General features: G+C 64.5%; 20 protein-coding genes. 4 read left to right on the plus strand and 16 right to left on the minus strand.

Features of this window, described 5'->3' with window-relative positions:
- The 3 genes from LGM89_RS35255 to LGM89_RS35265 form a co-directional block, all read left to right on the plus strand.
- Positions 1 to 377: hypothetical protein (locus LGM89_RS35255; protein ID WP_226275563.1), on the plus strand; the 377-nt coding region annotated here is incomplete at its 5' end.
- Between the two features lie 4 nt (positions 378 to 381).
- Positions 382 to 1,050: a M35 family metallo-endopeptidase gene (locus LGM89_RS35260; RefSeq protein ID WP_226275564.1), complete on the plus strand. Its 669-nt coding sequence runs from the start codon at positions 382 to 384 to the stop codon at positions 1,048 to 1,050.
- A complete protein-coding gene (locus tag LGM89_RS35265) occupies positions 1,010 to 1,453 on the plus strand; it encodes a hypothetical protein (protein WP_226275565.1) in 444 nt (147 codons plus the stop codon). The genes LGM89_RS35260 and LGM89_RS35265 overlap by 41 nt, the downstream gene beginning before the upstream one ends.
- A gap of 216 nt (positions 1,454 to 1,669) precedes the next feature.
- Here the strand turns inward: LGM89_RS35265 and LGM89_RS35270 are convergent, their stop codons facing one another.
- The 4 genes from LGM89_RS35270 to hemE form a co-directional block, all read right to left on the minus strand.
- Positions 1,670 to 2,809, minus strand: coding sequence for a branched-chain amino acid ABC transporter substrate-binding protein (locus LGM89_RS35270; protein ID WP_089493821.1), 1,140 nt, complete (start codon positions 2,807 to 2,809; stop codon positions 1,670 to 1,672).
- 84 nt (positions 2,810 to 2,893) lie between these two features.
- On the minus strand, positions 2,894 to 6,826 hold the full coding sequence (putA, locus tag LGM89_RS35275; RefSeq protein ID WP_226275566.1) for a trifunctional transcriptional regulator/proline dehydrogenase/L-glutamate gamma-semialdehyde dehydrogenase: 3,933 nt from the start codon (positions 6,824 to 6,826) through the stop codon (positions 2,894 to 2,896).
- Between the two features lie 397 nt (positions 6,827 to 7,223).
- On the minus strand, positions 7,224 to 9,485 hold the full coding sequence (locus LGM89_RS35280) for a primosomal protein N' (protein ID WP_226275567.1): 2,262 nt from the start codon (positions 9,483 to 9,485) through the stop codon (positions 7,224 to 7,226).
- 454 nt (positions 9,486 to 9,939) lie between these two features.
- Complete coding sequence (hemE, locus tag LGM89_RS35285) at positions 9,940 to 11,034, minus strand: uroporphyrinogen decarboxylase (RefSeq protein ID WP_319001531.1); 1,095 nt, start codon at positions 11,032 to 11,034, stop codon at positions 9,940 to 9,942.
- 149 nt (positions 11,035 to 11,183) lie between these two features.
- Here hemE and LGM89_RS35290 point away from each other — a divergent pair, with 149 nt between their 5' ends.
- The gene (locus LGM89_RS35290) at positions 11,184 to 11,984 is read left to right on the plus strand and encodes a transporter substrate-binding domain-containing protein (protein WP_226275569.1); all 801 of its coding nucleotides are present in this window, start codon (positions 11,184 to 11,186) and stop codon (positions 11,982 to 11,984) included.
- Between the two features lie 722 nt (positions 11,985 to 12,706).
- Here LGM89_RS35290 and LGM89_RS35295 read toward each other — a convergent pair.
- From LGM89_RS35295 to LGM89_RS35350, 12 genes are all read right to left on the minus strand, one after another.
- The gene (locus tag LGM89_RS35295; RefSeq protein WP_226275570.1) at positions 12,707 to 14,434 is read right to left on the minus strand and encodes an AMP-binding protein; all 1,728 of its coding nucleotides are present in this window, start codon (positions 14,432 to 14,434) and stop codon (positions 12,707 to 12,709) included.
- Between the two features lie 254 nt (positions 14,435 to 14,688).
- A complete protein-coding gene (locus LGM89_RS35300) occupies positions 14,689 to 15,114 on the minus strand; it encodes a F0F1 ATP synthase subunit epsilon (RefSeq protein WP_006477288.1) in 426 nt (141 codons plus the stop codon).
- Positions 15,115 to 15,265: 151 nt separating this feature from the next.
- Entirely contained in the window at positions 15,266 to 16,660 is a 1,395-nt protein-coding gene (gene atpD / locus LGM89_RS35305) for a F0F1 ATP synthase subunit beta (protein WP_011350527.1), read from the minus strand.
- Between the two features lie 66 nt (positions 16,661 to 16,726).
- A complete protein-coding gene (gene atpG / locus LGM89_RS35310) occupies positions 16,727 to 17,602 on the minus strand; it encodes a F0F1 ATP synthase subunit gamma (protein ID WP_069246774.1) in 876 nt (291 codons plus the stop codon).
- A gap of 69 nt (positions 17,603 to 17,671) precedes the next feature.
- The gene (atpA, locus tag LGM89_RS35315; protein ID WP_021160444.1) at positions 17,672 to 19,213 is read right to left on the minus strand and encodes a F0F1 ATP synthase subunit alpha; all 1,542 of its coding nucleotides are present in this window, start codon (positions 19,211 to 19,213) and stop codon (positions 17,672 to 17,674) included.
- Positions 19,214 to 19,257: 44 nt separating this feature from the next.
- Positions 19,258 to 19,797 (minus strand): F0F1 ATP synthase subunit delta, encoded by a 540-nt coding sequence (locus LGM89_RS35320; protein ID WP_011350524.1) that lies wholly within the window; start codon positions 19,795 to 19,797, stop codon positions 19,258 to 19,260.
- Between the two features lie 2 nt (positions 19,798 to 19,799).
- Positions 19,800 to 20,270, minus strand: coding sequence for a F0F1 ATP synthase subunit B (locus LGM89_RS35325; protein ID WP_039351436.1), 471 nt, complete (start codon positions 20,268 to 20,270; stop codon positions 19,800 to 19,802).
- 129 nt (positions 20,271 to 20,399) lie between these two features.
- Positions 20,400 to 20,669 carry a F0F1 ATP synthase subunit C gene (gene atpE, locus LGM89_RS35330; RefSeq protein ID WP_006482730.1) on the minus strand — a complete coding sequence of 90 codons (270 nt, stop codon included), beginning with the start codon at positions 20,667 to 20,669 and terminating at the stop codon, positions 20,400 to 20,402.
- Positions 20,670 to 20,744: 75 nt separating this feature from the next.
- Complete coding sequence (gene atpB / locus LGM89_RS35335; protein WP_011350522.1) at positions 20,745 to 21,596, minus strand: F0F1 ATP synthase subunit A; 852 nt, start codon at positions 21,594 to 21,596, stop codon at positions 20,745 to 20,747.
- Positions 21,597 to 21,705: 109 nt separating this feature from the next.
- Positions 21,706 to 22,230, minus strand: coding sequence for an ATP synthase subunit I (locus LGM89_RS35340; protein WP_089424151.1), 525 nt, complete (start codon positions 22,228 to 22,230; stop codon positions 21,706 to 21,708).
- 567 nt (positions 22,231 to 22,797) lie between these two features.
- Complete coding sequence (locus tag LGM89_RS35345) at positions 22,798 to 23,928, minus strand: SLC13 family permease (RefSeq protein ID WP_226275571.1); 1,131 nt, start codon at positions 23,926 to 23,928, stop codon at positions 22,798 to 22,800.
- 10 nt (positions 23,929 to 23,938) lie between these two features.
- The gene (locus tag LGM89_RS35350; protein WP_027788713.1) at positions 23,939 to 24,832 is read right to left on the minus strand and encodes a ParB/RepB/Spo0J family partition protein; all 894 of its coding nucleotides are present in this window, start codon (positions 24,830 to 24,832) and stop codon (positions 23,939 to 23,941) included.
- Positions 24,833 to 24,836: the final 4 nt, after the last annotated feature.

The following is a 24,836-nucleotide window of genomic DNA, read 5'->3' on the forward strand; positions in this document are numbered from 1 at the left end:
GGCCGCGCTGGCCAGGCACCGGCCCGAACGGCAAACAGTGGGCATTGAGCGGGGATATCAATGTCTGCGGATGCAACCCACCGCCGATCTTCTACGCTGAGCGCGGCATGCGGATGACTTTTACTGCAGGAGAGACTGCGACGCTGACTGGGCGCCAACCTGATGCAGCCAAGCGGTCATTTGCTCGATCGAATGCCGTACACGACGAGCAATTCACGTTGCTGGATGGCTCCCACCGTCCGCTCGTGAGCATCCGCTACCGAATCGTTACCGACACCGGGCAGATTTTTACCGGCACTACGGATACGGCCGGGCAAACACATCGGATCGCCACCCGCGGCTCGGCAACGCTGAAAATCTATACGATGGAACATTGAAGCAATGAAAAATTTTGATGTGAACGACGGCGGAGAATGGTTCCTCGTACATTCAGGTGCAGTCACCAACACCAATCCTGGGTCGATGGTGGAGATAACAATCAATACCGAAAGAATATGTCACAACATGACAAACAAGGAATTCCGGGAAATGGTATTGAGTAAGCGCGATCGTGCCGTTTCTCTTGTCGAAAAAAGAATCGAGGATTTGCAGCGCTGGTCCCACGCTGATAGGGCACGTGTATTACAGTGGTTCGGCAGGGCCGATGAGAGCACCCGCATAGCGCTATTAGCAGGTCTAGCTGCAATCGCTCGCGTACTAAAATCACTCACAGGCTACAATTTCACGCGATGGGATAGCGAGCGATTCAAACACATTGGATGCGTTCCAAATCCGAACAAATCGGGAGTTGCAGCATCAGTGTGCTCACCAGATACTGCAACTCATACGATTGCAATACATCCCGACTTTTGCACAATACGAGATTTTTCATGGGAAAAGGATTCCGTAGTTTCCACGCTGATTCATGAGGTGAGTCATTTCGACGATACAATGGGAACCAAGGATCACAGATATTTCATGGAGGAATGCTTGACGCTTGGAGCCGAAAATCCCAATCAAGCAATCAACAATGCCGACAGTATTTCAGGATACGTCATTTACAATACTTAAGTTTATTCTTGGCATAAGCCTTCTCACCTCCAATCCGGTATTCGCATGCATCGCCAGCGAGAATTTCGACATCTACTTTTCGAGAGATAGCTCACACATATCGAATTCCGAGATCGTCCGCATCGCAAAATGGGTAGCCGACCAAAAAATCAATTATGCAAATCACCTAACCAAAGAAACGACGCTGATCAGCGGCCATGCCGAGGAAAGTGAACCGGAAGCACCGGCCCTTGCGCAATCGAGATTGCAAGCCGCGTATGCGCTGTTGGAGGAATTAGGTTTTTTGCGCGGAACCATCCAGAAGAGCGCCCGCGTTTATTCGCATGGCGACGTGGACAACGGACGGCGTGTGGAAATTTCGTTCCTGCCCGACTGCCCTAACAAGTGCTGCGACGGCAAGTAACGTCATACTGCCGCCGGCCGCGGCGATGCGGTATCGACGTACGCATGCGGCGCCCCCTCTGCACCACCGTGGCCTGCAAGATCCCTATGCCCTACCAGCCGTAGCTCGCCAAAGAAAAAGCCACCAGACCCAACGGGCCCAGTGGCTCTTTCGCATGACGCGCGGGACGACGCATTGCGCCGCCGCCCCGCGCGTCAGAACATCAAGACCGGCTGCTTACTTCCCGCCGATGCTCTTCAGCGGCTTCCACTCGCCCTTCTCGACCTTGTACATCGTGATGCCGCCGTTCTTCAGGTCGCCCTTCGCGTCATACGCGACGTGCGTCGACGTCACGCCGGCCATGTCGGTCTTCGCGAGCACCGGCAGGTACTTCGCCGGATCGGTCGAATCGGCCTTCTTCATCGCGTTGAACAGCGCCATCGCGCCGTCGTACGCGTACGGCGAGTACGTCTGCACGTCTTCGCCGAAGCGCTTCTTGTACTTGTCGGCGTACGTCTTGCCGCCCGGCATTTCTTCCAGCGGGAGGCCTGCCAGCGAAGCGATCGTGCCGTCGGCCGCGTTGCCCGCGATCTTCAGGAACGTCGGCGTCTTCACCATTTCGCCGCTCATCAGCGGGGCGGTGATGCCGAGCGCCTTCATCTGCTTGACCATCGGTGCCGCCTGCGAATCCGCGCCGCCGTAGTAGACGAGATCCGGCTTCGCCGCCTTCAGCTTGGTCAGGATCGCCTTGAAGTCGACCGCCTTGTCGTTCGTGAATTCACGGTCGACGATCGATGCGCCGCCGGCCTTCGCGGCCTTCTCGAATTGGTCGGCGAGACCCTGGCCGTAGGCCGTGCGGTCGTCGACGATCGCGATCTTCTTCATGCCGAGATCCTTCGACGCGAACGTGCCGGCCACCGAGCCCTGCTGCGTGTCGGACGTCATCATGCGGAAGGTCGTCTTGTAGCCCTGCTGCGTGTATTCCGGTGCGGTCGCCATCGCGATCTGCGGAATGCCGGCGTTCGCGTAGATGCGCGAAGCCGGAATCGTCGTGCCCGAGTTGAAGTGGCCGAGCATGCCCTTGATGCCGTCGTCGACGAGCTTCTGCGCGACCGTCGTGCCGGTGCGCGGGTCAGCCTGGTCGTCCTGCGTGTCGAGCACGAACTTCACCGGCTTGCCGCCGATCTTCGGGCTCGTCGCGTTGAAATCCTCGATCGCGAGCGCGATCCCGTTCTGCATATCCTTGCCGTAGTGCGCCTGCGCGCCCGTCATCGGCCCTGCATAACCGATCTTCACGTCATCCGCATGGGCCGTCCCCGCCAGCGACATGACCGCGACAAACGTCGCGCCTGCCAGCTTTTTCATCGTGTGTTGCATAGCATCTCCTTGGTACCAGGGTAAATGGAGCGGCTTCGGGATCGCCTTGCCGCTTCCTATGTTTGATCCGAACGGCAAGGATGGTCAGCCGATCGTCATCAAATTCGCATTGCCACCCGCCGCGGCCGTGTTCACGCTCACCGAGCGCTCCGTCAGCAGCCGTTCCAGCGCGTAATCTTCCGCATCGCCGTTCTCGAACGCGCCCACCGACACGCCCTGCACCGACACGATCGGGCCCGGCCGCTGCGCGACGTCCTTCACGAGCGTCTGCAGTTCGTCGCTGTCGCCTTCGAACAGCACCGCGTCGAACGGCGCGTCGGCCTGCTTGCGCACGGTCGCATGCGCCTTCAGCGATGCCGGCAGCGCGGCCACCAGCGCCTCGCCGGCCGCACCCGCGAACAGCGCGCGGTTACCGGTCGCCAGCACCGCCGCGAACTGCGCGCGCGCACCGCCCGGCGTCGCCGCGACACACAACACCGTGCCGCGCGGGCCGAGTGTATACGTGTTTCGCTCGCCCGTCGGACCCGTCAGCACCGCGGTCGCACCGGCCGGCACCTGGGCCAGATAGCCGTCGCAACGCGCGGCCAGCGCCGGCTCGCGCTGCTCGATCAGCCAGTCGCGCAGCGTCGTGAGCGCCGCCGCCGGGTTGCCGCGTGCGTCGCCTTCCACCGCGCCGTCCGCGATCAGCGACTGCGCGAGCGAACGCGGCAGGCCCGACGGACGCGTCGCGAGCAGGCGCTGCAGGTACAGCGCGCCGCCGGCCTTCGGGCCGGTGCCCGACAGCCCTTCGCCGCCGAACGGCTGCACGCCGACCACCGCGCCGATCACGTTGCGGTTCACGTAGATGTTGCCGACGTGCGCGTTCGAGATCACGTGCGCGATCGTCTCGTCGATGCGCGTGTGGATGCCGAGCGTCAGCCCGTAGCCGGTCGCGCGGATCTGCTCCAGCAGCTTGTCGAGCTGGCTGCGGCGGTAACGCACCACGTGCAGCACCGGGCCGAACACCTCGCGCTTCAGCTCGTCGATGCTGCCGATCTCGATCAGCGTCGGCGGCACGAACGTGCCGTGCGCGCATGCGTCGGGCATCGGCAGCTGCGTGACGCCGTGGCCCTTGTCCTTCATCGCCGCGACGTGCGCGTCGATCGTCTGCTTCGCTTCGCCGTCGATCACCGGGCCGACGTCCGTCGACAACCGGTCGGGATTGCCGAGCGCCAGTTCGTGCATCGCGCCCTTGAGCATCGTCAGCGTGCGGTCCGCAACGTCGTCCTGCAGACACAGAACGCGCAGCGCCGAACACCGTTGACCGGCCGAGTCGAACGACGACTGCATCACGTCCGCGACGACCTGCTCCGCGAGCGCCGACGAGTCGACGATCATCGCGTTCTGGCCGCCCGTTTCGGCGATCAGCGGAATCGGCTTGCCGTCCGGGTCGAGACGCGCGGACAGCGTCTTGTTGATCAGGCGCGCGACTTCGGTCGAGCCGGTGAACATCACCGCACGCGTACGCGCGTCGGCCACCAGCGCCGCGCCGACCGTCTCGCCGGTGCCCGGCAGCAGCTGCACCGCACCGGCCGGCACGCCGGCCTCGCGCAGCAGGCGCACGGCCTGCGCGGCGATCAACGGCGTCTGTTCGGCCGGCTTCGCGAGCACCGTGTTGCCGGCGGCGAGTGCCGCGGCGACCTGGCCCATGAAGATCGCGAGCGGGAAGTTCCACGGGCTGATACAGACCACGGGGCCCAGCGGGCGGTGCGTGTCGTTCGAGAACTCGTCGCGGATCTGCGCGGCGTAGTAGCGCAGGAAGTCGACTGCTTCGCGGATCTCGGCGATCGCGTTCGGCAGCGACTTGCCGGCTTCGCGCACGATCAGGCCCATCAGCGTGTGCATCTGCGCTTCGAGCAGGTCGGCCGCGCGCACCAGGCAATCGGCACGCGCATCGACCGGCGTCGCCTGCCAGATCGGCGCGGCGGCCACCGCGTGCGCGAGCGCCGCGCTCACGTGTTCGGCCGTCGCTTCGCTGACCGTGCCGACCAGGTCGCGCTGGTCGGCCGGATTGCGCACGTCGCGGGCCGGCGCGTCGGCGAGCGTGTCGTCGGCGAGCATCGGCGCGGCGCGCCACGGGAAATGCGCGCTCGCGAGCAGCGCGGACGACAGCGACGCGAGACGGTGTTCGTTCGACAGGTCGAGGCCCATCGAGTTGGGACGCTCGTCGCCGTACAGGTTGCGCGGCAGCGGGATCTTCGTGTGCGGCGCGCCGAGCGGCACGACCTTCGATGCCTCGTCGACCGGATCGGCGACCAGTTCCTTCACCGACACGGTTTTATCCGCGATGCGGTTCACGAACGACGTGTTCGCGCCGTTCTCGAGCAGGCGGCGCACCAGGTACGCGAGCAGCGTCTCGTGCGTGCCGACCGGCGCGTACACGCGGCACGGGCGATTCAGCTTGTCGCGGCCGGTGACTTCCTCGTACAGCGGCTCGCCCATCCCGTGCAGGCACTGGAATTCGTACTGGCCCGGGTAGTAGTTCTGGCCCGCGAGCTGGTAGATCGCGGCCAGCGTGTACGCGTTGTGCGTGGCGAACTGCGGGTACACGGCGTCCGGCGCCGCGAGCAGCTTCTTCGCGCACGCGAGGTACGACACGTCCGTGTAGATCTTGCGCGTATAGACCGGATAGCCTTCGAGGCCGTCGACCTGCGCACGCTTGATCTCGGTATCCCAGTACGCGCCCTTCACGAGGCGGATCATCAGGCGATGGCGGCTGCGGCGCGCGAGATCGATCAGGTAGTCGATCACGAACGGGCAGCGCTTCTGGTAGCCCTGCACGACGAAGCCGATGCCGTTCCAGCCCGCGAGATCCGGATCGAAGCACAGCGCCTCGAGCAGGTCGAGCGACAGTTCGAGGCGGTCGGCCTCTTCGGCGTCGATGTTCAGGCCGATGTCGTAGCGGCGCGCGAGCAGCGCGAGCGCGCGCACGCGCGGCAGCAGCTCGCTCATCGTGCGGTCCTGCTGCGAGCGCGAGTAGCGTGCGTGCAGCGCGGACAGCTTGATCGAGATGCCCGGGCCTTCGTAGATGCCGCGGCCGCCGGCCGCCTTGCCGATCGCGTGGATCGCCTGTTCGTACGACGCGTAGTAGCGCTGCGCGTCCTCTTCGGTCGTCGCCGCTTCGCCGAGCATGTCGTACGAGTAGCGGAAGCCGCGCGCTTCGTACTTGCGGCTGTTCGCGAGCGCTTCGGAAATCGTCTCGCCGGTGACGAACTGCTCGCCCATCAGGCGCATCGCCATGTCGACGCCCTTGCGGATCAGCGGCTCGCCGCCGCGGCCGATCAGGCGCGTCAGCGCCGACGACAGCCCGGCTTCGCTGTTGGTCGTCACGAGCTTGCCGGTGATCATCAGCCCCCACGTCGCCGCGTTCACGAACAGCGACGGCGCGTGGCCGACGTGCGAGCGCCAGTCGCCCTTGCTGATCTTGTCGCGGATCAGCGCATCGCGGGTTGCGCGATCGGGAATGCGCAGCAGCGCTTCGGCGAGGCACATCAGCGCGACGCCTTCCTGGCTCGACAGCGAGAATTCGTGGATCAGCCCTTCGACGCCGCCGCCCGAGCTCTTCTCGCGCAGCGCCTCGACGAGCTTCGTCGCGAGCGCCTGCACGTCCGCCTGCAGGTTCGCGGGCAGGCGCGCCTGGCCGAGCAGGAACGGCACGCATTCCGGCTCGGGGCGGCGGTACGCCGCCGTGATCGCCGCGCGCAGCACCGATTGCGGTTGCACGTTCTGCGCGAACTCGAGGAACGGATGCGGCGAGTTGTCGTCGTCGCCGTCCGCGGACTGACCGTCGGCAAGCTCCGTCACGCCGCTGTGGCCCGATAGCTCGGGCGGCAACTGGCCGTGCTCGATCCGCTCGAGATACGCGAAGATCGCCTGCTTGATCAGCCAGTGGGGAGTGCGCTCGAGACGCGCGGCGGCGTCCTTGAGGCGCGAGCGAAGAAGGTCGTCGACTTTGACGCCGAGAGTCGTGCTTGCCATGGTGGGTTCGTGCGCCGGTGCGAGCCCGGCAATGTGGTGTGAGAGGATGCGCGAAATCCTACGGCACGCAATAAAAAGGTGCAACCAAATTACGAGACGGGTTGCACCCATAGGTTACTCAATATAATCAGCCACTTATGCGGTTGCAACCTAGGAGTTGCCCGTGGTCGGAGGATCGGTGTTTTCCCTGAGCGGGCCGGTTTGACAGGCGTGCGCAACCGTCCGCACGCGTCGCGGCGGACGAAAACGGGTTGCACTGGGTGCGACGGAAGGTGTGAGACGCCAGGGCGCGGCCGGGCGGCAAGAGACGATTCAGGGGCACCCGGCCCGGTGGCCGGGGGGGGGTGCAACGCAGCGGCACGCAGCACGACGGCCGCATACCGCGCCGCCGCTCAGCTCAGATATCCAGCGGATCGACCTCGACGCTCCACCGCAGCACGCCTTTCAACGCGCGCAGCTCCGGCTGCCATGCACGCAGCGCATGCTGCAGCGCCGCCCGCGATGCGCTTTCGAGCAGCAACTGCGCGCGATGCACGTTCGCGACCTTGACGATCGTCATCGGCACCGCGTCGTAGACGGTCACGCGATCGGCGCCCGGCAGCCCCGGCAACGCGGCCGCCGCTTGCAGCAGGAACGCGAGCGCGGCGTCCAGCGTGCGCCCTTCGGCGCGCAACAACGCCTGGTAGACGAACGGCGGCAGGTGCGCGTCGCGGCGCTCGCCGAGCGTCGAATTCGCGAAGCCGACGTAGTCTTGCCGCCCGAGCGCGTGGTACAGCGCGTGGCGTGGGTAACGCGTCTGCACGAGCACTTCACCCGGCAGCCCGGCGCGCCCCGCACGGCCGCTCACCTGCATCAGCTGCGCGAACAGTCGTTCGCTCGCGCGGAAGTCATGCGAGAACAGCGCGGTGTCGGCATTGAGCACGCCGACGAGCGACACGCGCTGAAAGTCGTGCCCCTTCGCGATCATCTGCGTGCCGACGAGGATATCGACCTCACCCGCATGCACATCGGAAAAGAGCGCCTGCGCGCTGCCCTTGCGACGCGTGCTGTCCGCGTCGATCCGCAGCACGCGCGCGCCCGGCACGGCCTCGGCGAGCGCCTCCTCGATCCGTTGCGTGCCGCGCCCGAGCGGCGCGATGTCGACGTTCCCGCACTCGGGGCACGACCGCGGAATCCGCGCTTCCCAGCCGCAGTGATGGCAGCGCAACGCGTGCTCGGGCTTGTGCAGCACGACGTACGCGCTGCAGCGCGGGCAGCCGGCGACCCAGCCGCAGGCATCGCACGCGAGCTGCGGCGCATAACCGCGCCGGTTCAGGAACACCAGGCTCTGTTCGCCGCGCTCGAGCCGCGCCTTCAGCGCCGCGACGAGCGGCCCCGACAGCCCGCCCATCGACGCGCGCCCGCGCCGCCGCTCCTCTTCGAGATCGATCAGCCGCACGGTCGGCAGCGTCGCGTCGGCCACCGCGCGGCGCGACAGCGTGAGCCGCGTGTAGCGGCCCTGCTCGGCCTGCCACCAGCTTTCGAGCGACGGCGTCGCCGAGCCGAGCACGACCGTGATGGCGAGCTGCTTCGCGCGCCACACGGCGAGATCGCGCGCCGAATAGCGCAGCCCTTCCTGCTGCTTGTACGCGGGCTCGTGCTCCTCGTCGACGACGATCAGCGCGAGCGTCGGCATCGACGCGAGCACCGCGAGGCGCGTGCCGAGCACGATCCGCGCGCGGCCCGTATGCGCGGCGAGCCAGTTGCGCGCACGCTCGCCCTCCGCGAGCCCGCTGTGCAGCGTGACGATTGCGTCGTCGGCGAGCGCCCCCGCGAAGCGCGCGCGAAACGCGGCCTCGAACTGCGGCGTCAGGTTGATTTCGGGAACGAGCACGAGCGCCTGCGCATCCGGCCGCGCGTCGAGCAGCGACGCGAGCGCATGCAGATAGACCTCGGTCTTGCCGCTGCCCGTCACGCCGTGCAGCAGGAACGGCGCGAAGCCCTGCGCGGCGCGGATCGCGTCGAGCGCCTCGGCCTGCTGGTCCGTGAGCGCCGGCGGCACAGTTCTTCCACCGGCTGCCAACAGGTTATCCACAGCTTTGGGCACAGGCGCATCGGCCCAGCCGATCTCCTCGACGTCGACCCAGCCGAGCGCCGCCCAGTCGTCGAGCGTGGCCGCGGCCTTCGGGTGCAGCGCGCGCGCGTCGGGCAGCGCCAGCGAGCCGGTGTCGACCAGCGCCTGCGCGAGCCGACGCAGCGCGGCGCCGCGCGCGGGCAATGTATCGGGCAGCGCCGCGCGGCCCGCTTCCGTCGGCCGGTAACGCACCTCGGGCGCGAGCAGCCGCCCCCAGCGCCCGGCATCGCGCAGCGCCTGCGGCAGCGCCGGCAGCGCGACCTCGCCACGTCCGCGCTGGTAGTAATCCGCGGCGAACGACACGAGCGCGAGCCAGTCCGGCGACAACGGCGGCAGGTCGGTGCAGATCGCGTCGATCGCGCGCAGCCGCGACGGCGGCACGTCGGTGTGAGTCGTCACTTCGCAGACGAGCCCGACGGCCTGCCGCTTGCCGAACGGCACCTGGACGAGCGTGCCGGGCCCGGGCGCCGGTTGCGCGTCGCAGCGGTAATCGAACAGGGTCGCGAGCGGATGGTCGAGCGCGACGCGCAGATAGGTGCCGTTCATCCCGGCGCTCCGGTGGCCGGATGCGCCGCATGGGCATGGACGGCCGACATCCGCGCCCGCATCGGGGCAGCGAACTTAAAGTAAAACTTCAGATTCGGCGCTAAGTTTTGGATTCGCATTAGGAATCGCCGTATACCCTGCCCAGCCTGTGGATAACTTTGTTGAGAACTCGCCGCTCGATGGCCGCAACGCGCGCGGGGCCGCGCTTTGCGCTGATTTTCGCCGCGTGTTGCGGTGCCCCGCGGAGCCTTATGCCATAAGGCTGCTATTCAAATTACCGAACCATAGCGAGACAAATTGACCGATACAGGGCTCTACCGCGCTGCAACGTGGAAAATGTGTATAAGTCAAGTCTTGACAAGCACTGAATCGGCAACCGGTGGGGGGTTGCGCCCTGTTTAGTGACAATAGCGAAACGCTGTCACGCCGCAACGCAGCATGACAGCGCTTGCGTTCAGCCGGCGGCTCCGCTACGGATCGCGCGGCTGTGGCGATGCACTTCGTCGACGAGTTCGGCGACGTGATCGGGCGACGTGAATTGCGAAATGCCGTGCCCGAGGTTGAATACGTGGCCCGGATGGTTGCCATAGCTGTCGAGCACCGCGCGCGCCTGCTCGCGCACCGCGGCCGGCGGCGCAAACAGGATCGTCGGGTCGAGGTTGCCCTGCAGCGCGACCTTGCCCGCGACGCGCTCGCGCGCCTGGCCGAGATTGACCGTCCAGTCGAGCCCCACCGCGTCGACGCCGGTCGCCGCGATCTCCTCGAGCCACAGCCCGCCGCCCTTCGTGAACGTGATCACCGGCACGCGTTCGCCGTCGTGCTCGCGCTTGAGCTGCGAGACCACGCGGCGGATGTAGTCCAGCGAGAAGCGCTGGTACACGCCGTCCGCCAGCGCGCCGCCCCACGTATCGAAGATCATCACGGCCTGCGCGCCGGCTTCGATCTGCGCGTTCAGGTACGCGGCCACCGCCTGCGCGTTCACGTCGAGGATCCGGTGCATCAGGTCGGGGCGCGAATACGCCATCGACTTCACCGTGCGGAAATCGTCCGACCCGCCGCCTTCGACCATGTAGCACGCGAGCGTCCACGGGCTGCCCGAAAAACCGATCAGCGGCACGCGCTGGCGGCCCTGGCCGTCGGTGAGCGCGCGACGGATTTCGCGCACGGCGCCCGTCACGTAGCCGAGCGTTTCCTCGATGTCCGGCACCGCGAGCTTCGCGACGTCGGCCTCGGTACGCACCGGATGCGCGAACTTCGGCCCTTCGCCGGCCTGGAAGTCGAGGCCGAGCCCCATCGCGTCCGGAATCGTCAGGATGTCCGAGAACAGGATCGCGGCGTCGAGCGGAAAGCGCTCGAGCGGCTGCAGCGTCACTTCGGTCGCGTAGTCGGGATGCTTCGCGAGACCGAGGAAGCTGCCGGCGCGGGCGCGCGTCGCGTTGTATTCGGGCAGGTAGCGGCCGGCCTGGCGCATCAGCCAGATCGGCGTGTAGTCGGTCGGCTCGCGCAGAAGCGCACGCAGGAAGGTGTCGTTGAGCAGGGTATGGGCCACGGTAGGAGCGACGATGCGAGGGCAAACCGGCATTTTACCGGACAGCCGCCCTCAGGCTGCGCATGCCGACGCGATGGCGGCCATATGACGCGCGCGATGGCTCCGTTATGATCGGACGCTCATATCGAACGAAACGAAGGAGGAGACCGATGAAGACATTCGCCACGCTCGCCTCGGCCGCGCTGCTTTGCTGCGCCGCCGCGCACGCGCAGACCGGCGCGCTCGCCGCTGCCGCCGCACCGGGCACCGGCTCGCGGCTCGACGACGTGCTCGCGCGCGGCGCGCTGCGCGTGTGCACGACGGGCGACTACAAGCCGTATTCGTACTACCGCGCGGACGGCCGCTTCGAGGGCATCGACATCGACATGGCCGAATCGCTCGCGAAGTCGCTCGGCGTGAAGACCGATTACGTGAAGACGAGCTGGCCGAACCTGACCGGCGATTTCGTCGCGAAATGCGACATCGCGGTGGGTGGCGTGTCGACGACGCTCGAGCGCCAGAAGCGCGTGTTCTTCACGCAGCCGTACGTGGTCGACGGCAAAACGCCGATCGTGCGCTGCGCGGACGCCGACAAATACCAGACCGTCGCGCAGATCGACCGGCCGGAAACGCGCGTGATCGTGAACCCGGGCGGCACCAACGAGCGTTTCGCGAAGCAGTATTTCACGCACGCGAACCTCACCGTCTATCCGGACAACGTAACGATCTTCAAGCAGATCCTCGCCGGCAAGGCGGACGTGATGGTGACGGATGCATCCGAGACGCTGCTGCAGCAAAAGCTGAATCCGGGCCTGTGCTCGGTGCATCCGGACAAGCCGTTCCAATTCGGCGAGAAGGCGTACATGGTGCCGCGCGGCGACGTCGCGTTCCAGCAGTATGTCGACCAGTGGCTGCATCTCGCGCTGTCGACCGGCGAATACCAGGCGATTTCGGATAAATGGCTGAAGTAAGCAGGCTCGCGCGCGGCGGCCGATAGCGGGCACCGACCCCGCCTCCGCCGCCCGCAAAAGTCGCTGCGCGGCGGTGGCCCCATCCCCGCCGTTACACTTCGCTGCGGTGTGCCGACGCCCGGAAAATCGGCGCGAGGCCACCGAATTGGCCGAACGGCCGACTTCCGCGCCTGCCGATCACGTTTCAAAATCTTTCTGACGAATGAATCGTCATGCGCGGTATCGGCCGCACGGCGCATTTTCTCGCGTGCAAATCGGCAATTCGTCGAGCCTGATACGCGTGAAAAACGCATCGTGCGCATGCGCTGAAAACGCTGCGGAAAATATGGGTAAAAATGACCTTTTTCAGGCCCTCAAAAACAGCAAAAAATCCCGGAAAGCCTTATCTGGCGGGCGTTACAACCTGAAACACTTTGTTACCGCGACGGGTCATTAATTCGCCCACAATGGCCTCAACGGTTTCAACACGGATGCGGTCTCGTGTGCCAAGTGTGAGCGGACGCGAAGCGCTGCGAGCCAGTCGGTCACGTACCGAAGCCCTTCCGAGGGGCATCCCTGTTGGAGTCGTTTCCGGCCCCCCGCCGGACTCGGTTTCATCTTTGGTCTCCTCGCGCTAACCCCGTAGCGTGTGGTTTTTAGCGGGCTAATAAGCCCGCTTTTTTTCGTCCATCGAAAACGCAACGGCCCGCAGGCCGCCGCGTTTTTCCCGCCTTCATGCCGCGCTACGCGGTCTTCTGCACGTCGAGCTTCAGTTCCTCGATCATCCGGTCGCGCATCACGAACTTCTGCACCTTGCCCGTCACCGTCATCGGCAGCTCGTCGACGAAGCGAATGTAGCGCGGGATCTTGTAGTGCGCGATCTGCCCGTTGCAGAACGCACGCACGTCGTCCTCCGTCATCTGCTCGTCCGCGCGCAGCACGATCCACGCGCACAGCTCCTCGCCGTACTTCGCATCGGGCACGCCGAATACCTGCGCGCTCTGAATCTTCGGATGCCGAAACAGGAATTCCTCGATCTCGCGCGGATAGACGTTCTCGCCGCCACGAATCACCATGTCCTTCAGCCGGCCGACGATGTTGCAATAGCCGTCCGCATCGAGCGTCGCGAGGTCGCCCGTATGCATCCAGCCGTCCACCAGCACCTCGCGCGTCTTCGCGTCGTCGTCCCAGTAGCCGAGCATCACCGAATAGCCCTTCGTGCACAGCTCGCCCGTCACGCCGACCGGCACGATGGCGCCGCTCGGATCGACGATCTTCACTTCCAGATGCGGCTGGATGCGTCCGACCGTCGTCGTGCGCTTCTCGAGCGGATCGTCGGTCGAGCTCTGGAACGACACGGGGCTCGTTTCCGTCATCCCGTACGCGATCGTGATCTCCGACAGGTGCATCTGCGACACGACGCGCTTCATCGTCTCGATCGGGCACGGCGAGCCGGCCATGATCCCGGTGCGCAGCGTCGACAGGTCGAATTTCGCGAACTCGGGGTGATCGAGCTCGGCGATGAACATCGTCGGCACGCCGTGCAGCGCGGTGCAACGCTCGTCGGCCACCGCCGCGAGCGTCGCGACCGGGTCGAACGCTTCGCCGGGGAACACCATCGTCGCGCCCTTCGACACGCATGCGAGCACCGCGAGCACCATCCCGAAGCAGTGATACAGCGGCACCGGGATGCACAGCGTGTCCTGCTCGGTGAAACGCATCGCCGTCGCGATCGAGCGCCCGTTGTTGACGACGTTGCGGTGCGTGAGCGTCGCGCCCTTCGGGCTGCCGGTCGTGCCGCTCGTGAACTGGATGTTGATCGGCTCGCTGGCCGAGAGCGTCGCGCCGATCGCATCGAGCAATGCGGAATCGACGGCCTGACGGCCGCGCCCCATCAGGTCCGCGAAGCGGAACATGCCGGCCGGCGCGACGTCGCCCATCGACACGACCGTGCGCAGGCTCGGCACGCGCGCTGCATGGAGATCGCCCGGCGTCGCGGTCGCGAGCTCCGGCGCGATGGTCTGCAGCATCTCGACGTACGCAGACGTCTTGAAGCGCTCGGCGGCGATCACGGCCTTGCAGCCGACCTTGTTGAGCGCGTATTCGAGCTCCGACAGCCGGTAGGCCGGATTGATGTTGACGAGCACCGCGCCGATCCGCGCGGTGGCGAACTGCGTGAGCAGCCATTCGCTGCGGTTCGGCGACCAGATGCCGACGCGATCGCCCTTCACGATGCCGAGCGAGGCCAAGCCCGCGGCCAGCACGTCGACCTCGTTCGCGAACTCGCGCCAGGTCCAGCGCACCCGCTGCTCGCGGAACACGACGGCCGGACGATCGGGAAAGCGCCCGGCCGTGTCGAGCAGGAATCGCCCAATCGTCGCTTCGGAGAGCGGCACATCGGTCGTGCCGCGCACATACGACAAGCCGTTTTCGGGCGCAATCAGCGCGCCCACGCCAAGGTCTGCTGCCATGAATGTCTCCGTCCTTTTTGTCTGATCGGCCTGCGCGCTTCCTGCGCCCACCTCCGCCGCGCACTCGCGACGAACGGCCGCCACCCGGATGATGACGGGCGCGGCTGACGATACTCTGACAGCAAATCACGGCGAACGGATGAAATAGCACGACCGGACGGAATGATCCGGCCCGCAAAAAATCAGACGAACACGACGGACGAAAAAAAAGCAGCCCGAAGGCTGCTTTTCTTTCGCGGGATACGCGGCGCGGCTCAGTGCCGGCTGCGAATCTTCGCCAGACGCTGGATCGCCTCGAGCTGCGCCATCGCGGTCGCGAGCTCGGATTGCGCCTTCGCGAGGTCGAGATCCGACTTCGCGTTCTGCAGCGTTTCCTCGGCACGCTTGCGTGCTTCCTCGGCTTTCGCCGCGTCGAGGTCCTTGCCGCGGATCGCGGTATCGGCGAGCACCGTCACGGCGCCCGGCTGCACTTCGAGAATGCCGCCCGCGACGAACACGAATTCGTCGTTGCCGCCCTCGACTTCGATGCGCACCGCACCCGGACGAATCCGCGTGATCAGCGGCGTGTGGCCCGGCAGAATGCCCAGCTCACCCGTTTCGCCCGGCAGCGCGACGAATTTCGCCTCGCCCGAGAAGATCTGCTCTTCCGCGCTGACGACGTCTACTTTGATGGTTGCCATATCGACTCCTGTCGATCGGAGCGGGCGCTAAAACGCCCACTTCGATCCCATGCACGGCGGATTGAGCATAGTGCGTGGGTGCCGTGTCCCCTATCGCCAGTGCTATAGGAGAATCAACGGCCAACGGCACCCGCTGCGTTACACCCGATCCTTACGAGATCTTCTTGGCCTTTTCGAAGGCTTCGTCGATCGTGCCGACCATGTAGAACGCCTGTTCCGGCAGGTGGTCGCACTCGCCGTCGACGATCATCTTGAAGCCGCGGATCGTTTCCTTCAGCGGCACGTACTTGCCCGGCGAGCCCGTGAACACTTCAGCAACGTGGAACGGCTGCGACAGGAAACGCTGGATCTTACGCGCGCGCGCGACCGACAGCTTGTCTTCCGGCGACAGTTCGTCCATGCCCAGAATCGCGATGATGTCGCGCAGTTCCTTGTAGCGCTGCAGCGTCTGCTGAACGCGACGGGTGATCGAGTAGTGCTCTTCACCGATCACGTTCGGGTCGATCTGGCGCGACGTCGAGTCGAGCGGGTCGACCGCCGGGTAGATACCCAGCGAAGCGATGTCACGCGACAGAACGACGGTTGCGTCCAGGTGGCCGAAGGTCGTAGCCGGCGACGGGTCGGTCAAGTCATCCGCAGGGACGTACACGGCCTGGACCGACGTAATCGAGCCCTTCTTGGTCGACGTGATGCGCTCTTGCAGCTTGCCCATTTCTTCAGCCAGCGTCGGCTGATAGCCCACTGCCGACGGCATACGGCCGAGCAGTGCCGACACTTCGGTACCGGCCAGCGTGAAACGGTAGATGTTGTCGACGAAGAACAGCACGTCGAGGCCTTCGTCACGGAAGTGCTCGGCCATCGTCAGGCCGGTCAGCGCGACGCGCAGACGGTTGCCCGGCGGCTCGTTCATCTGGCCGTACACCAGCGCGACCTTGTCGAGAACGTTCGAGTCCTTCATTTCGTGGTAGAAGTCGTTCCCTTCACGGGTACGCTCGCCCACGCCCGCGAACACGGAGTAACCGCCGTGTTCCTTCGCGATGTTGTTGATGAGCTCCATCATGTTGACGGTCTTGCCCACGCCAGCACCGCCGAACAGGCCAACCTTGCCGCCCTTTGCGAACGGGCAGATCAGGTCGATGACCTTGATACCCGTTTCGAGCAGTTCGGTCGACGGCGACAGTTCGTCGAACGCCGGCGCCTTCTGGTGGATCGAACGCGTCGTTTCGCTTTCGATCGGGCCAGCTTCGTCGATCGGACGGCCAAGCACGTCCATGATTCGGCCGAGGGTCGGCTTGCCGACCGGCACCGAGATCGGCTTTGCCGTGTTCTTCACGGTCAGGCCGCGGCGCAGGCCGTCGGATGCACCCAGACAGATGGTACGGACAACGCCGTCGCCCAGCTGCTGCTGGACTTCGAGGGTCAGTTCCGAGCCATCGAGAATGAGCGCGTCGTAGATCTTCGGCATGCTGTCGCGCGGGAATTCCACGTCGATAACGGCGCCGATGCACTGTACGATCTTGCCTTCTACCAAAGCAGCAGTACTCATCGCTTTTCCTTTAAATACCTGATTCTTTACTCGCGCAAAGGCGCAGTTGTCGTCCCGGGCGCGCGCTTAAACAGCGGCTGCGCCGCCGACGATCTCCGACAGTTCTTTCGTGATCGCGGCCTGACGGCTCTTGTTGTATACGAGCTGCAGTTCGCTGATCACCGTCTTCGCGTTGTCGGACGCGGCCTTCATCGCGACCATGCGCGCCGATTGCTCGGACGCCATATTTTCCGCGACGGCCTGGTACACCAGCGCCTCGACGTAACGCACGAGCAGTTCGTCGACGACTGCCTGCGCGTCCGGCTCGTAGATGTAGTCCCACGACGTGGCCGGCGTACCATCATCGGCTTCGAAGTGTTCCGACGACAGCGGCAGCAGCTGCTCGATCACGGCTTCCTGCTTCATCGTGTTGACGAAGCGCGTGTAAGCGATATAAACCGCCGACAGCTTGCCTTCCGAGTACAGGTCGAGCTGCGTCTTCACGGCGCCGATCAGCTTGTCCAGATGCGGGGTGTCGCCGAGGTGCACGACCTGCGACATCACCTTCGCGCCGAAGCGGTTCAGGAACCCGAGGCCCTTGCTACCGATCGCGGTGGCTTCGACCTTCTGGCCCTTCTCTTCCAGCTCCTTGAACTTCTGCACCGTCGCACGCAGCACGTTGGTGTTCAGACCACCGCACAGCCCCTTGTCCGTCGTGACGAGGATGATGCCGGCCGTCGTCGCGCCTTCGTTCGCCACCATGAACGGGTGGCGGTACTCCGGGTTCGCGCGGCTCATGTGCGCGGCGATGGCACGGACCTTGTCCGCATACGGACGAGCGGCGCGCATGCGTTCCTGCGCGCGGCGCATCTTCGATGCGGCCACCATTTCCATCGCCTTCGTGATCTTGCGCGTGTTCTGCACGCTCTTGATCTTGCCGCGAATTTCCTTCATTCCAGCCATAGCTTGCTCCTTGACCGAAGCGGCGCGGGCGCATCAGCACCCGCGCGGCCTCAGTGTGTCACTCGCGGATCAATAGGCACCGGACTTCTTGAAGGATTCGATCGCCGAGCGCAGTGCGCCTTCGTCGTCCTTCGAGAGATCCTTGGTGTCTTCGATGCGCTTGATGAGGTCAGCGTGGCTGGTCTTCAGGTTTTCGCGCAGGCCCTTCTCGAACGACAGCACTTGCTTGACGTCGAGGTCGTCGAGGTAGCCGTTGTTTGCGGCGTACAGCGACACGGCCAGTTCCCACACCTGCAGCGGCTGGTACTGCGGCTGCTTCAGCAGTTCCGTCACGCGGCGGCCGCGCTCGAGCTGCTTGCGGGTCGCTTCGTCGAGGTCCGATGCGAACTGCGCGAATGCCGCCAGTTCACGATACTGCGCGAGGTCGGTACGGATACCGCCCGACAGCTTCTTCACGACCTTCGTCTGAGCGGCGCCACCGACTCGCGACACCGACACGCCGGCGTTGATTGCCGGGCGGATGCCTGCGTTGAACAGGTCGGTTTCCAGGAAGATCTGGCCGTCGGTAATCGAGATCACGTTCGTCGGAACGAACGCGGTCACGTCGCCAGCCTGCGTTTCGATGACCGGCAGTGCCGTCAGCGAGCCGCTCTTGCCCTTCACTTCGCCGTTCGTGAACTTCTCGACGTACTCTTCCGACACGCGAGCAGCACGCTCGAGCAGACGCGAGTGGAGATAGAACACGTCGCCCGGGTACGCTTCACGGCCCGGCGGGCGGCGCAGCAGCAGCGAGATCTGACGGTATGCCCAGGCTTGCTTGGTCAAGTCGTCATAGATGATCAGCGCGTCTTGGCCACGATCGCGGAAGTATTCGCCCATCGTGCAGCCGGCGTACGGTGCGAGGTACTGCATCGCTGCCGAATCCGAAGCCGAAGCGGCGACGACGATCGTGTATTCCATCGCGCCCGTTTCTTCGAGCTTGCGAACCACGTTCATGATCGACGAAGCCTTCTGGCCGATCGCGACGTAGATACAGATCAGGTCCTTGCCCTTCTGGTTGATGATCGCGTCGAGCGCCACCGCGGTCTTGCCGCACTGACGGTCGCCGATGATCAGCTCACGCTGGCCACGGCCGATCGGCACCATTGCGTCGATCGACTTGATGCCCGTCTGCACCGGCTGCGACACCGACTTACGCCAGATCACGCCCGGGGCGATCTTTTCGATCGCGTCGGTCAGCTTGGCGTTGACCGGGCCCTTGCCGTCGATCGGGTTGCCGAGCGCATCGACCACGCGGCCGACGAGTTCCGGACCAACCGGGACTTCGAGAATGCGGCCCGTCGTCTTGACGATGTCGCCTTCCGAGATGTGTTCGTATTCGCCAAGAATCACCGCGCCGACCGAGTCGCGCTCGAGGTTCAGCGCGAGGCCGAACGTGTTGCCCGGAAACTCGAGCATTTCGCCCTGCATCACGTCCGACAGGCCGTGGATACGCACGATACCGTCGGTCACGGAGATCACGGTGCCCTGGTTGCGAACGTCTGCGCTCGCTTCAAGGCCCTGGATCCGGCTCTTGATCAGCTCGCTGATCTCAGAGGGATTGAGTTGCATTATTCGCTCCTGATAGTCAATTCTGTTGCGTGCCGGCGTGGCGCTCAGGCGGTCAACGCAGCCTGCATCGATGCGAGGCGCGCGCGAACCGAGGTGTCGAGCACTTCGTCGCCGACCGTCACGCGCACGCCGCCAATCAGCGACGAATCGACTGCGACCGTCGGTTTCAGCTTGCGCTTGAACTTGCGTTCGAGGCCCGAGACGAGACTCTCGAGATCCGCGCCGTTCAGCGGGAACGCGCTCACGATCTCGGCGTCGGCTGCACCTTCACGTTCGTTCTTGAGCGCCTCGAACTGCTCGGCGATTTCCGGCAGCAGCGCGATGCGATGATTGTCGACCAGCATCTGCACGAAGTTCTTCGCTTCGGCGCCAGCTCCGAGCGGCGACTTCACCGCAGCAAGCAGCAACTCGGCTACTTGCGTGCGCGTCACCTTCGGGCTCGACGCGACCGACAGGACTTCCGGCAGACGCGCAACCTGGGCCAGCTCTTGCACGAGCGTGGACCAGGCGGCGATGTCACCGCCCTCGGCCACGCGGAACAGCGCTTCTGCGTAAGGGCGGGCGATGGTTGCAAGTTCGGCCATGATCAGAGCTCGGCTTTCAGTTGATTCAGCAGTTGGGCGTGGGCCGTTTGATCGACTTCGCGCTTCAGGATCTGCTCGGCGCCCTTCACGGCCAGCGTAGCGACTTCACCACGCAGCGCTTCGCGCGCCTTCACGATTTGCTGTTCTGCTTCCGCCTTCGCCTGGGCGATGATGCGGGCGGCTTCAGCCTGGGCGTTGGCCTTGATTTCCTCGGCGACCGCCTGGGCACGCTTTTCAGCGTCGGCGATGCGCTGCTGGCCGTCATTGCGGGCCTGCGCGAGTTCCTGGTCCACGCGCTTGTGCGCTGCGTCGAGTTCTGCCTTGCCCTTCTCGGCGGCGGCGAGGCCGTCGGCGATCTTCTTCGAACGTTCGTCGAGGGCGTTGATCAACGGCGGCCACACGAATTTCATCGTGAACCACGCGAGGACCAGGAACACGACCATTTGCGCAAACAGAGTTGCGTTGAGATTCACGGTGTTTCCTTATCTGCTATTCCGGAAAAATGAAACGGTAAGGCGCTCATCGAGTTGCATTCGATCAGCGCCCCAAGTCTCCGTTCCGCCCTGCGCCGGCTTGCGCCGGACGCATATTTCCGAGGAACCTTAGCCTGCGAGCTTCGACAGGAGCGGGTTCGCGAACGCGAACAGCATTGCAACACCCACGCCGATCAGGAATGCCGCGTCGATCAGACCAGCCAGCAGGAACATCTTCGTTTGCAGCGGGTTGATGAGTTCCGGCTGACGTGCGCAGGCTTCGATGTACTTACCACCCATCAGCGCGATACCGATACAGGCGCCGATTGCACCCAGGCCGATGATGATGCCGATACCGATGGCGGTCAGACCCTGGATGTTGGCGATGTAAGCTTGCATGATCACTCCTTTGTGAAAAGACTTGGAACTGAGATTTAAAAAACTAAAACGGAAACTCTTTGTTGCACGCCGCGCTTAGTGCTTGTCGTGCGCCTGGCCGAGATACACCAGCGTCAGCATCATGAAAATGAATGCCTGCAACAGAACAATCAGGATGTGGAAGATTGCCCAGACGCTACCCGCGATCACATGACCAACGAAGCCGAGGAACGTTGCGTCGCCACCAAAGCTCCACATGCTGCCGAGCAGGGCGATCAACAGGAACAACAGCTCACCCGCGTACATGTTGCCGAACAGCCGCATACCGAGGGAGACGGTCTTCGCGAGATATTCGACGATGTTGAGCGCGAGGTTCGGGATCCACAGCAGCGGGTGGGCGCCAAACGGTGCCGACAGCAGCTCATGCACAAAGCCGCCCGCGCCCTTGATCTTGATGCTGTAGTAGATCATCAGGACGAACACGCCGAGCGCGATGCCGAGCGTGCCGTTCAGGTCGGCCGTCGGGACGATGCGATGGTGGGAAATCACGTCCGACAGACCGAGCAGGCCGATCACGCGGCCCGGCAGGTCGACCGGGAGGAAGTCGAGGGAGTTCATCAGCGCGACCCACACGAACACCGTGAGCGCGAGCGGAGCGATGAAGGTACGATTGCCGTGAACGATGGCCTTCGATTGGTCTTCGACCATCTCGACGAGCATCTCGATCGCGCACTGGAAACGGCCCGGCACGCCCGACGTCGCCTTGCGGGCGGCCAGACGCAGCACGAGGATCGTCACGATGCCGCAAACGATCGACCAGAACAGCGTGTCGAGATTCCAGACGTGGATGTCGAAAATCGACGTCTGATGCGAGGTGGAGAAATTCTGCAAGTGGTGCGCAATGTACTCGGACGGATCCGGACCGCGCGTGCCTTCGCTAGCTGCCATATCGTTAATGCCACCCAAATTGTCGAAAATCGTTTTGCCCGTTCCGCAACACGCTATTGCGGGAACGGGCTGGTGCGGTTCGTTGTCGAAACCGCACGCTGCTTGTTCCTTACCGCCACGCCAGCGCGATCCAGTACGTCTTCAGCACGACGAGGTACGTGACGAGGAACGGCACCCAGTGCACGCCGGACCAGCCGAACGCCACTGCAGTGAACATCCCGATCGTCAGAGCGAGCTTCAGGGCTTCGCCCATCACCCAGCTCATCACGGTGGCCGAGCCACCTGCCTTCAGTCGTGCCACGAATACCGCACTGGGCACCCAGCCGATCGCTCCGCCCAGAAACGCGGATTGCGCAGCGGCGCCCGGCGACTTTGAAAACAGCCACCACGCCAGCGTTGCAACCAGGGACAGAACCACTTGCGCGAATACCACCTTATAGGGGGTCACGCGCGAGGGCTTGCTCACGTTCGGGCCGAACAGCTTTTCGGCGTCTGCCCGCGTGAGCGGAACGATGTTGTTATCTTGCTGCTCGGCATCCCAGTCATCGTCGAATTCGCGCCGCTCGCCGGCCGCTGAAGCGGTGCGTTGCGTGCGCTGATCATCGTGCCTGTCGTCCGGCGCCTGACCCGCCATCGCAATCTTCCGCAAAATCCTTGAACCCGGCCCCAAGCTTTCTGAAAGCTTTCAGGGGTGCCTAGCTAACAAATCCGGGCGATTGTAAGCGATAGTTGCAAGTGATTCAAGGCTTTAGACGCGACAAAAACCTGCGTAAAACGACGCCTCATCATGTGAAAAAACGGGCGATTCGACGACGTACGATGACAGTTGTAAGGTCGCCTTTTTGCACCGGTATTTCTTGCTCGAAAAAATTCCGGTGACGAGGGAATAGCGAGGAAACGATGCCCGGCGCGGGCGCCGTCGGGGCGGCACGATCACCACCCAGCGCCCACGCTGTGACGCGGTTCCGGGCTCGAGTTCAGCACGAAGCCCCGAACAGACGAAACACTGTGGTCACCCGGCCGCGCCGGATACGCGAAATCCGGACTGATGCTGACGCAACGAATTATCCAATCAGTTGTCATGCCACCACAGTCGATCGACTGTGGATTGCGGCACTTATCAACAGCCCGCACCAGCGCGAATGCTGTGCGCCCTCCCCACCACCCGAATGGCACGCCTGTGCCACACGCATCACGTCGTTCAACCGTGAACGAGCAGCCACGCGCCGAGTGCCGCGCTCACGAGCGCGAACGGAATCGAGACCAGGTGGAACGGCAACCACATGCGCGGCTCCTTCGCGAGACGCACCGCGATCAGGTTCGCCAGCGAGCCGATCGCGAAACCAAAGCCGCCGACCGATACGCCGAACGCGAGCGCGCGCCAGTCATGCGTGAACTCCGACAGCAGGATCGCGGCCGGCACGTTGCTGATGCCCTGCGACAGCACGGCACCGGCCGCAAAGATGCGCAGCGGTGAATCGAGATTCGCATGCGCAATCGCGTCATGAATGACGGGCAGCGCAGCCGCGCTGCGCAGCACGACGAACATCAGTACGAAGATCAGCAGCAGCAGCCAGTCGATCTTCAGGACTGCGTCACGTTTGACGACGAGCAGCACGATCGCGACGGCAAGCAGGCCCGGCAGCGGATGGTGTGCATCGGCGAGCAGCACGAAGGCCGCGAACAGCCCCGCCGCGATCAGCGCGTGCAGGCGTTGTACGGGAATGGTGGCGACGTCGCCGGACAGATCGAGCGGTTTCGCGCGAAACGCGCACGCGGTCAGCACGAGCAGCAGCGCCATCAGCGCGATCGCGAGCGGCCCGAGCGTGACCACGAAGCGGCCGAACGACACGCCGCTCAACTGCCACAGGAAAAGATTCTGGGGATTGCCGAGCGGCGTCGCGACGGACCCCGCGTTGACGGCCAGCGCGACGACGATCACGAGCCGCCGGAACGGCAGCGGCGTCAGCGCACGCAGCGACACCATCAGCGGCACGACGACGAACAGCGCGACGTCGTTGGTGAGCCACATCGACAGCAACGCGGCGAACCCGACGAGCAGCATCGCGAGCCCGCGTTCGGAATGCACGTGATGCACGATGCGGTGGGCGAGCCACATCAGGCAGCCGGACAACTCGAGCGCCTTGGTCAACATCAGCAGGCCCGCGAGCGTCGCGACCGTCTGCCAGTCCACGCGATCGGCCAATACGGAAAATGGTTGCGGACGCACCCATTGCAGCACAATCAGGCCAAGCACGAGCACCGATAGCACGGGCTCCTGCGCAAGCCACCCCCACCACCGGCGCGGCGCCGGTGCGTCCGTCTCCGTCATGCGCCGCCCTTTACTCTTCGGTTGCGACGTTGCCGCGCAGTCGCACGAGAATGCCCTCGAGCGCGTCGAGGTTGCCGAAGTCGATCGTCACCTGCCCTCGCCCGCGGCGGCCAAGCTTGATCTTCACCGTCGACGCGAGCAGATCGGACAACTCCTCCTCGAGACGGCGCGTATCGCGACCGCCATCGTCCTTCGCGCGCGCCTTCACCGCCGGCGCTTCCTTCGTCGTGTGCGTGACGAGCTTCTCGGTCTCGCGCACCGACATGCGCTTGTTGACGACCTGATGGGCAAGCGTGATCTGCGTGGCCGCATCGACAGCGAGCAGCGCGCGCGCGTGCCCCATGTCGAGATCACCGGCCAGCAGCATCGTCTGCACCGGCGAAGCCAGGTTCAGCAGGCGCAGCAGGTTCGATACCGCGCTGCGCGAACGGCCGACCGATTCGGCCGCCTGTTCGTGCGTGAAACCGAACTCGTCGAGCAGGCGCTGGATGCCGTGCGCTTCTTCAAGCGGGTTCAGATCCTCGCGCTGGATGTTCTCGATCAGCGCCATCGCCGCGGCGGCCTGATCCGATACGTCCTTCACGAGCACCGGCACTTCATCGAGACCTGCCAGGCGCGCCGCACGGAAACGCCGCTCACCCGCGATGATCTCGTATTTGTCTGATGAAATGGGCCGTACCAGGATCGGCTGCATCACGCCCTGCGCGCGAATGCTTGCCGCGAGCTCCTGCAGGCTGCCTTCGTCCATCCGCGTACGCGGCTGGTACTTGCCGGCCTGCAGCTTGCCGAGCGCGAGCGTGTTCGGTGCCCCTTCGATCTTCACCGCTTCGGTGATATCGGCACTGCCGCCGAGCAGCGCTTCGAGGCCACGTCCCAAGCCCTTCTTCTTTGGTACCGCGTTCATGTCT

It is taken from the genome of Burkholderia sp. AU31624, from assembly GCF_020420065.1.
Lineage (GTDB): Bacteria > Pseudomonadota > Gammaproteobacteria > Burkholderiales > Burkholderiaceae > Burkholderia.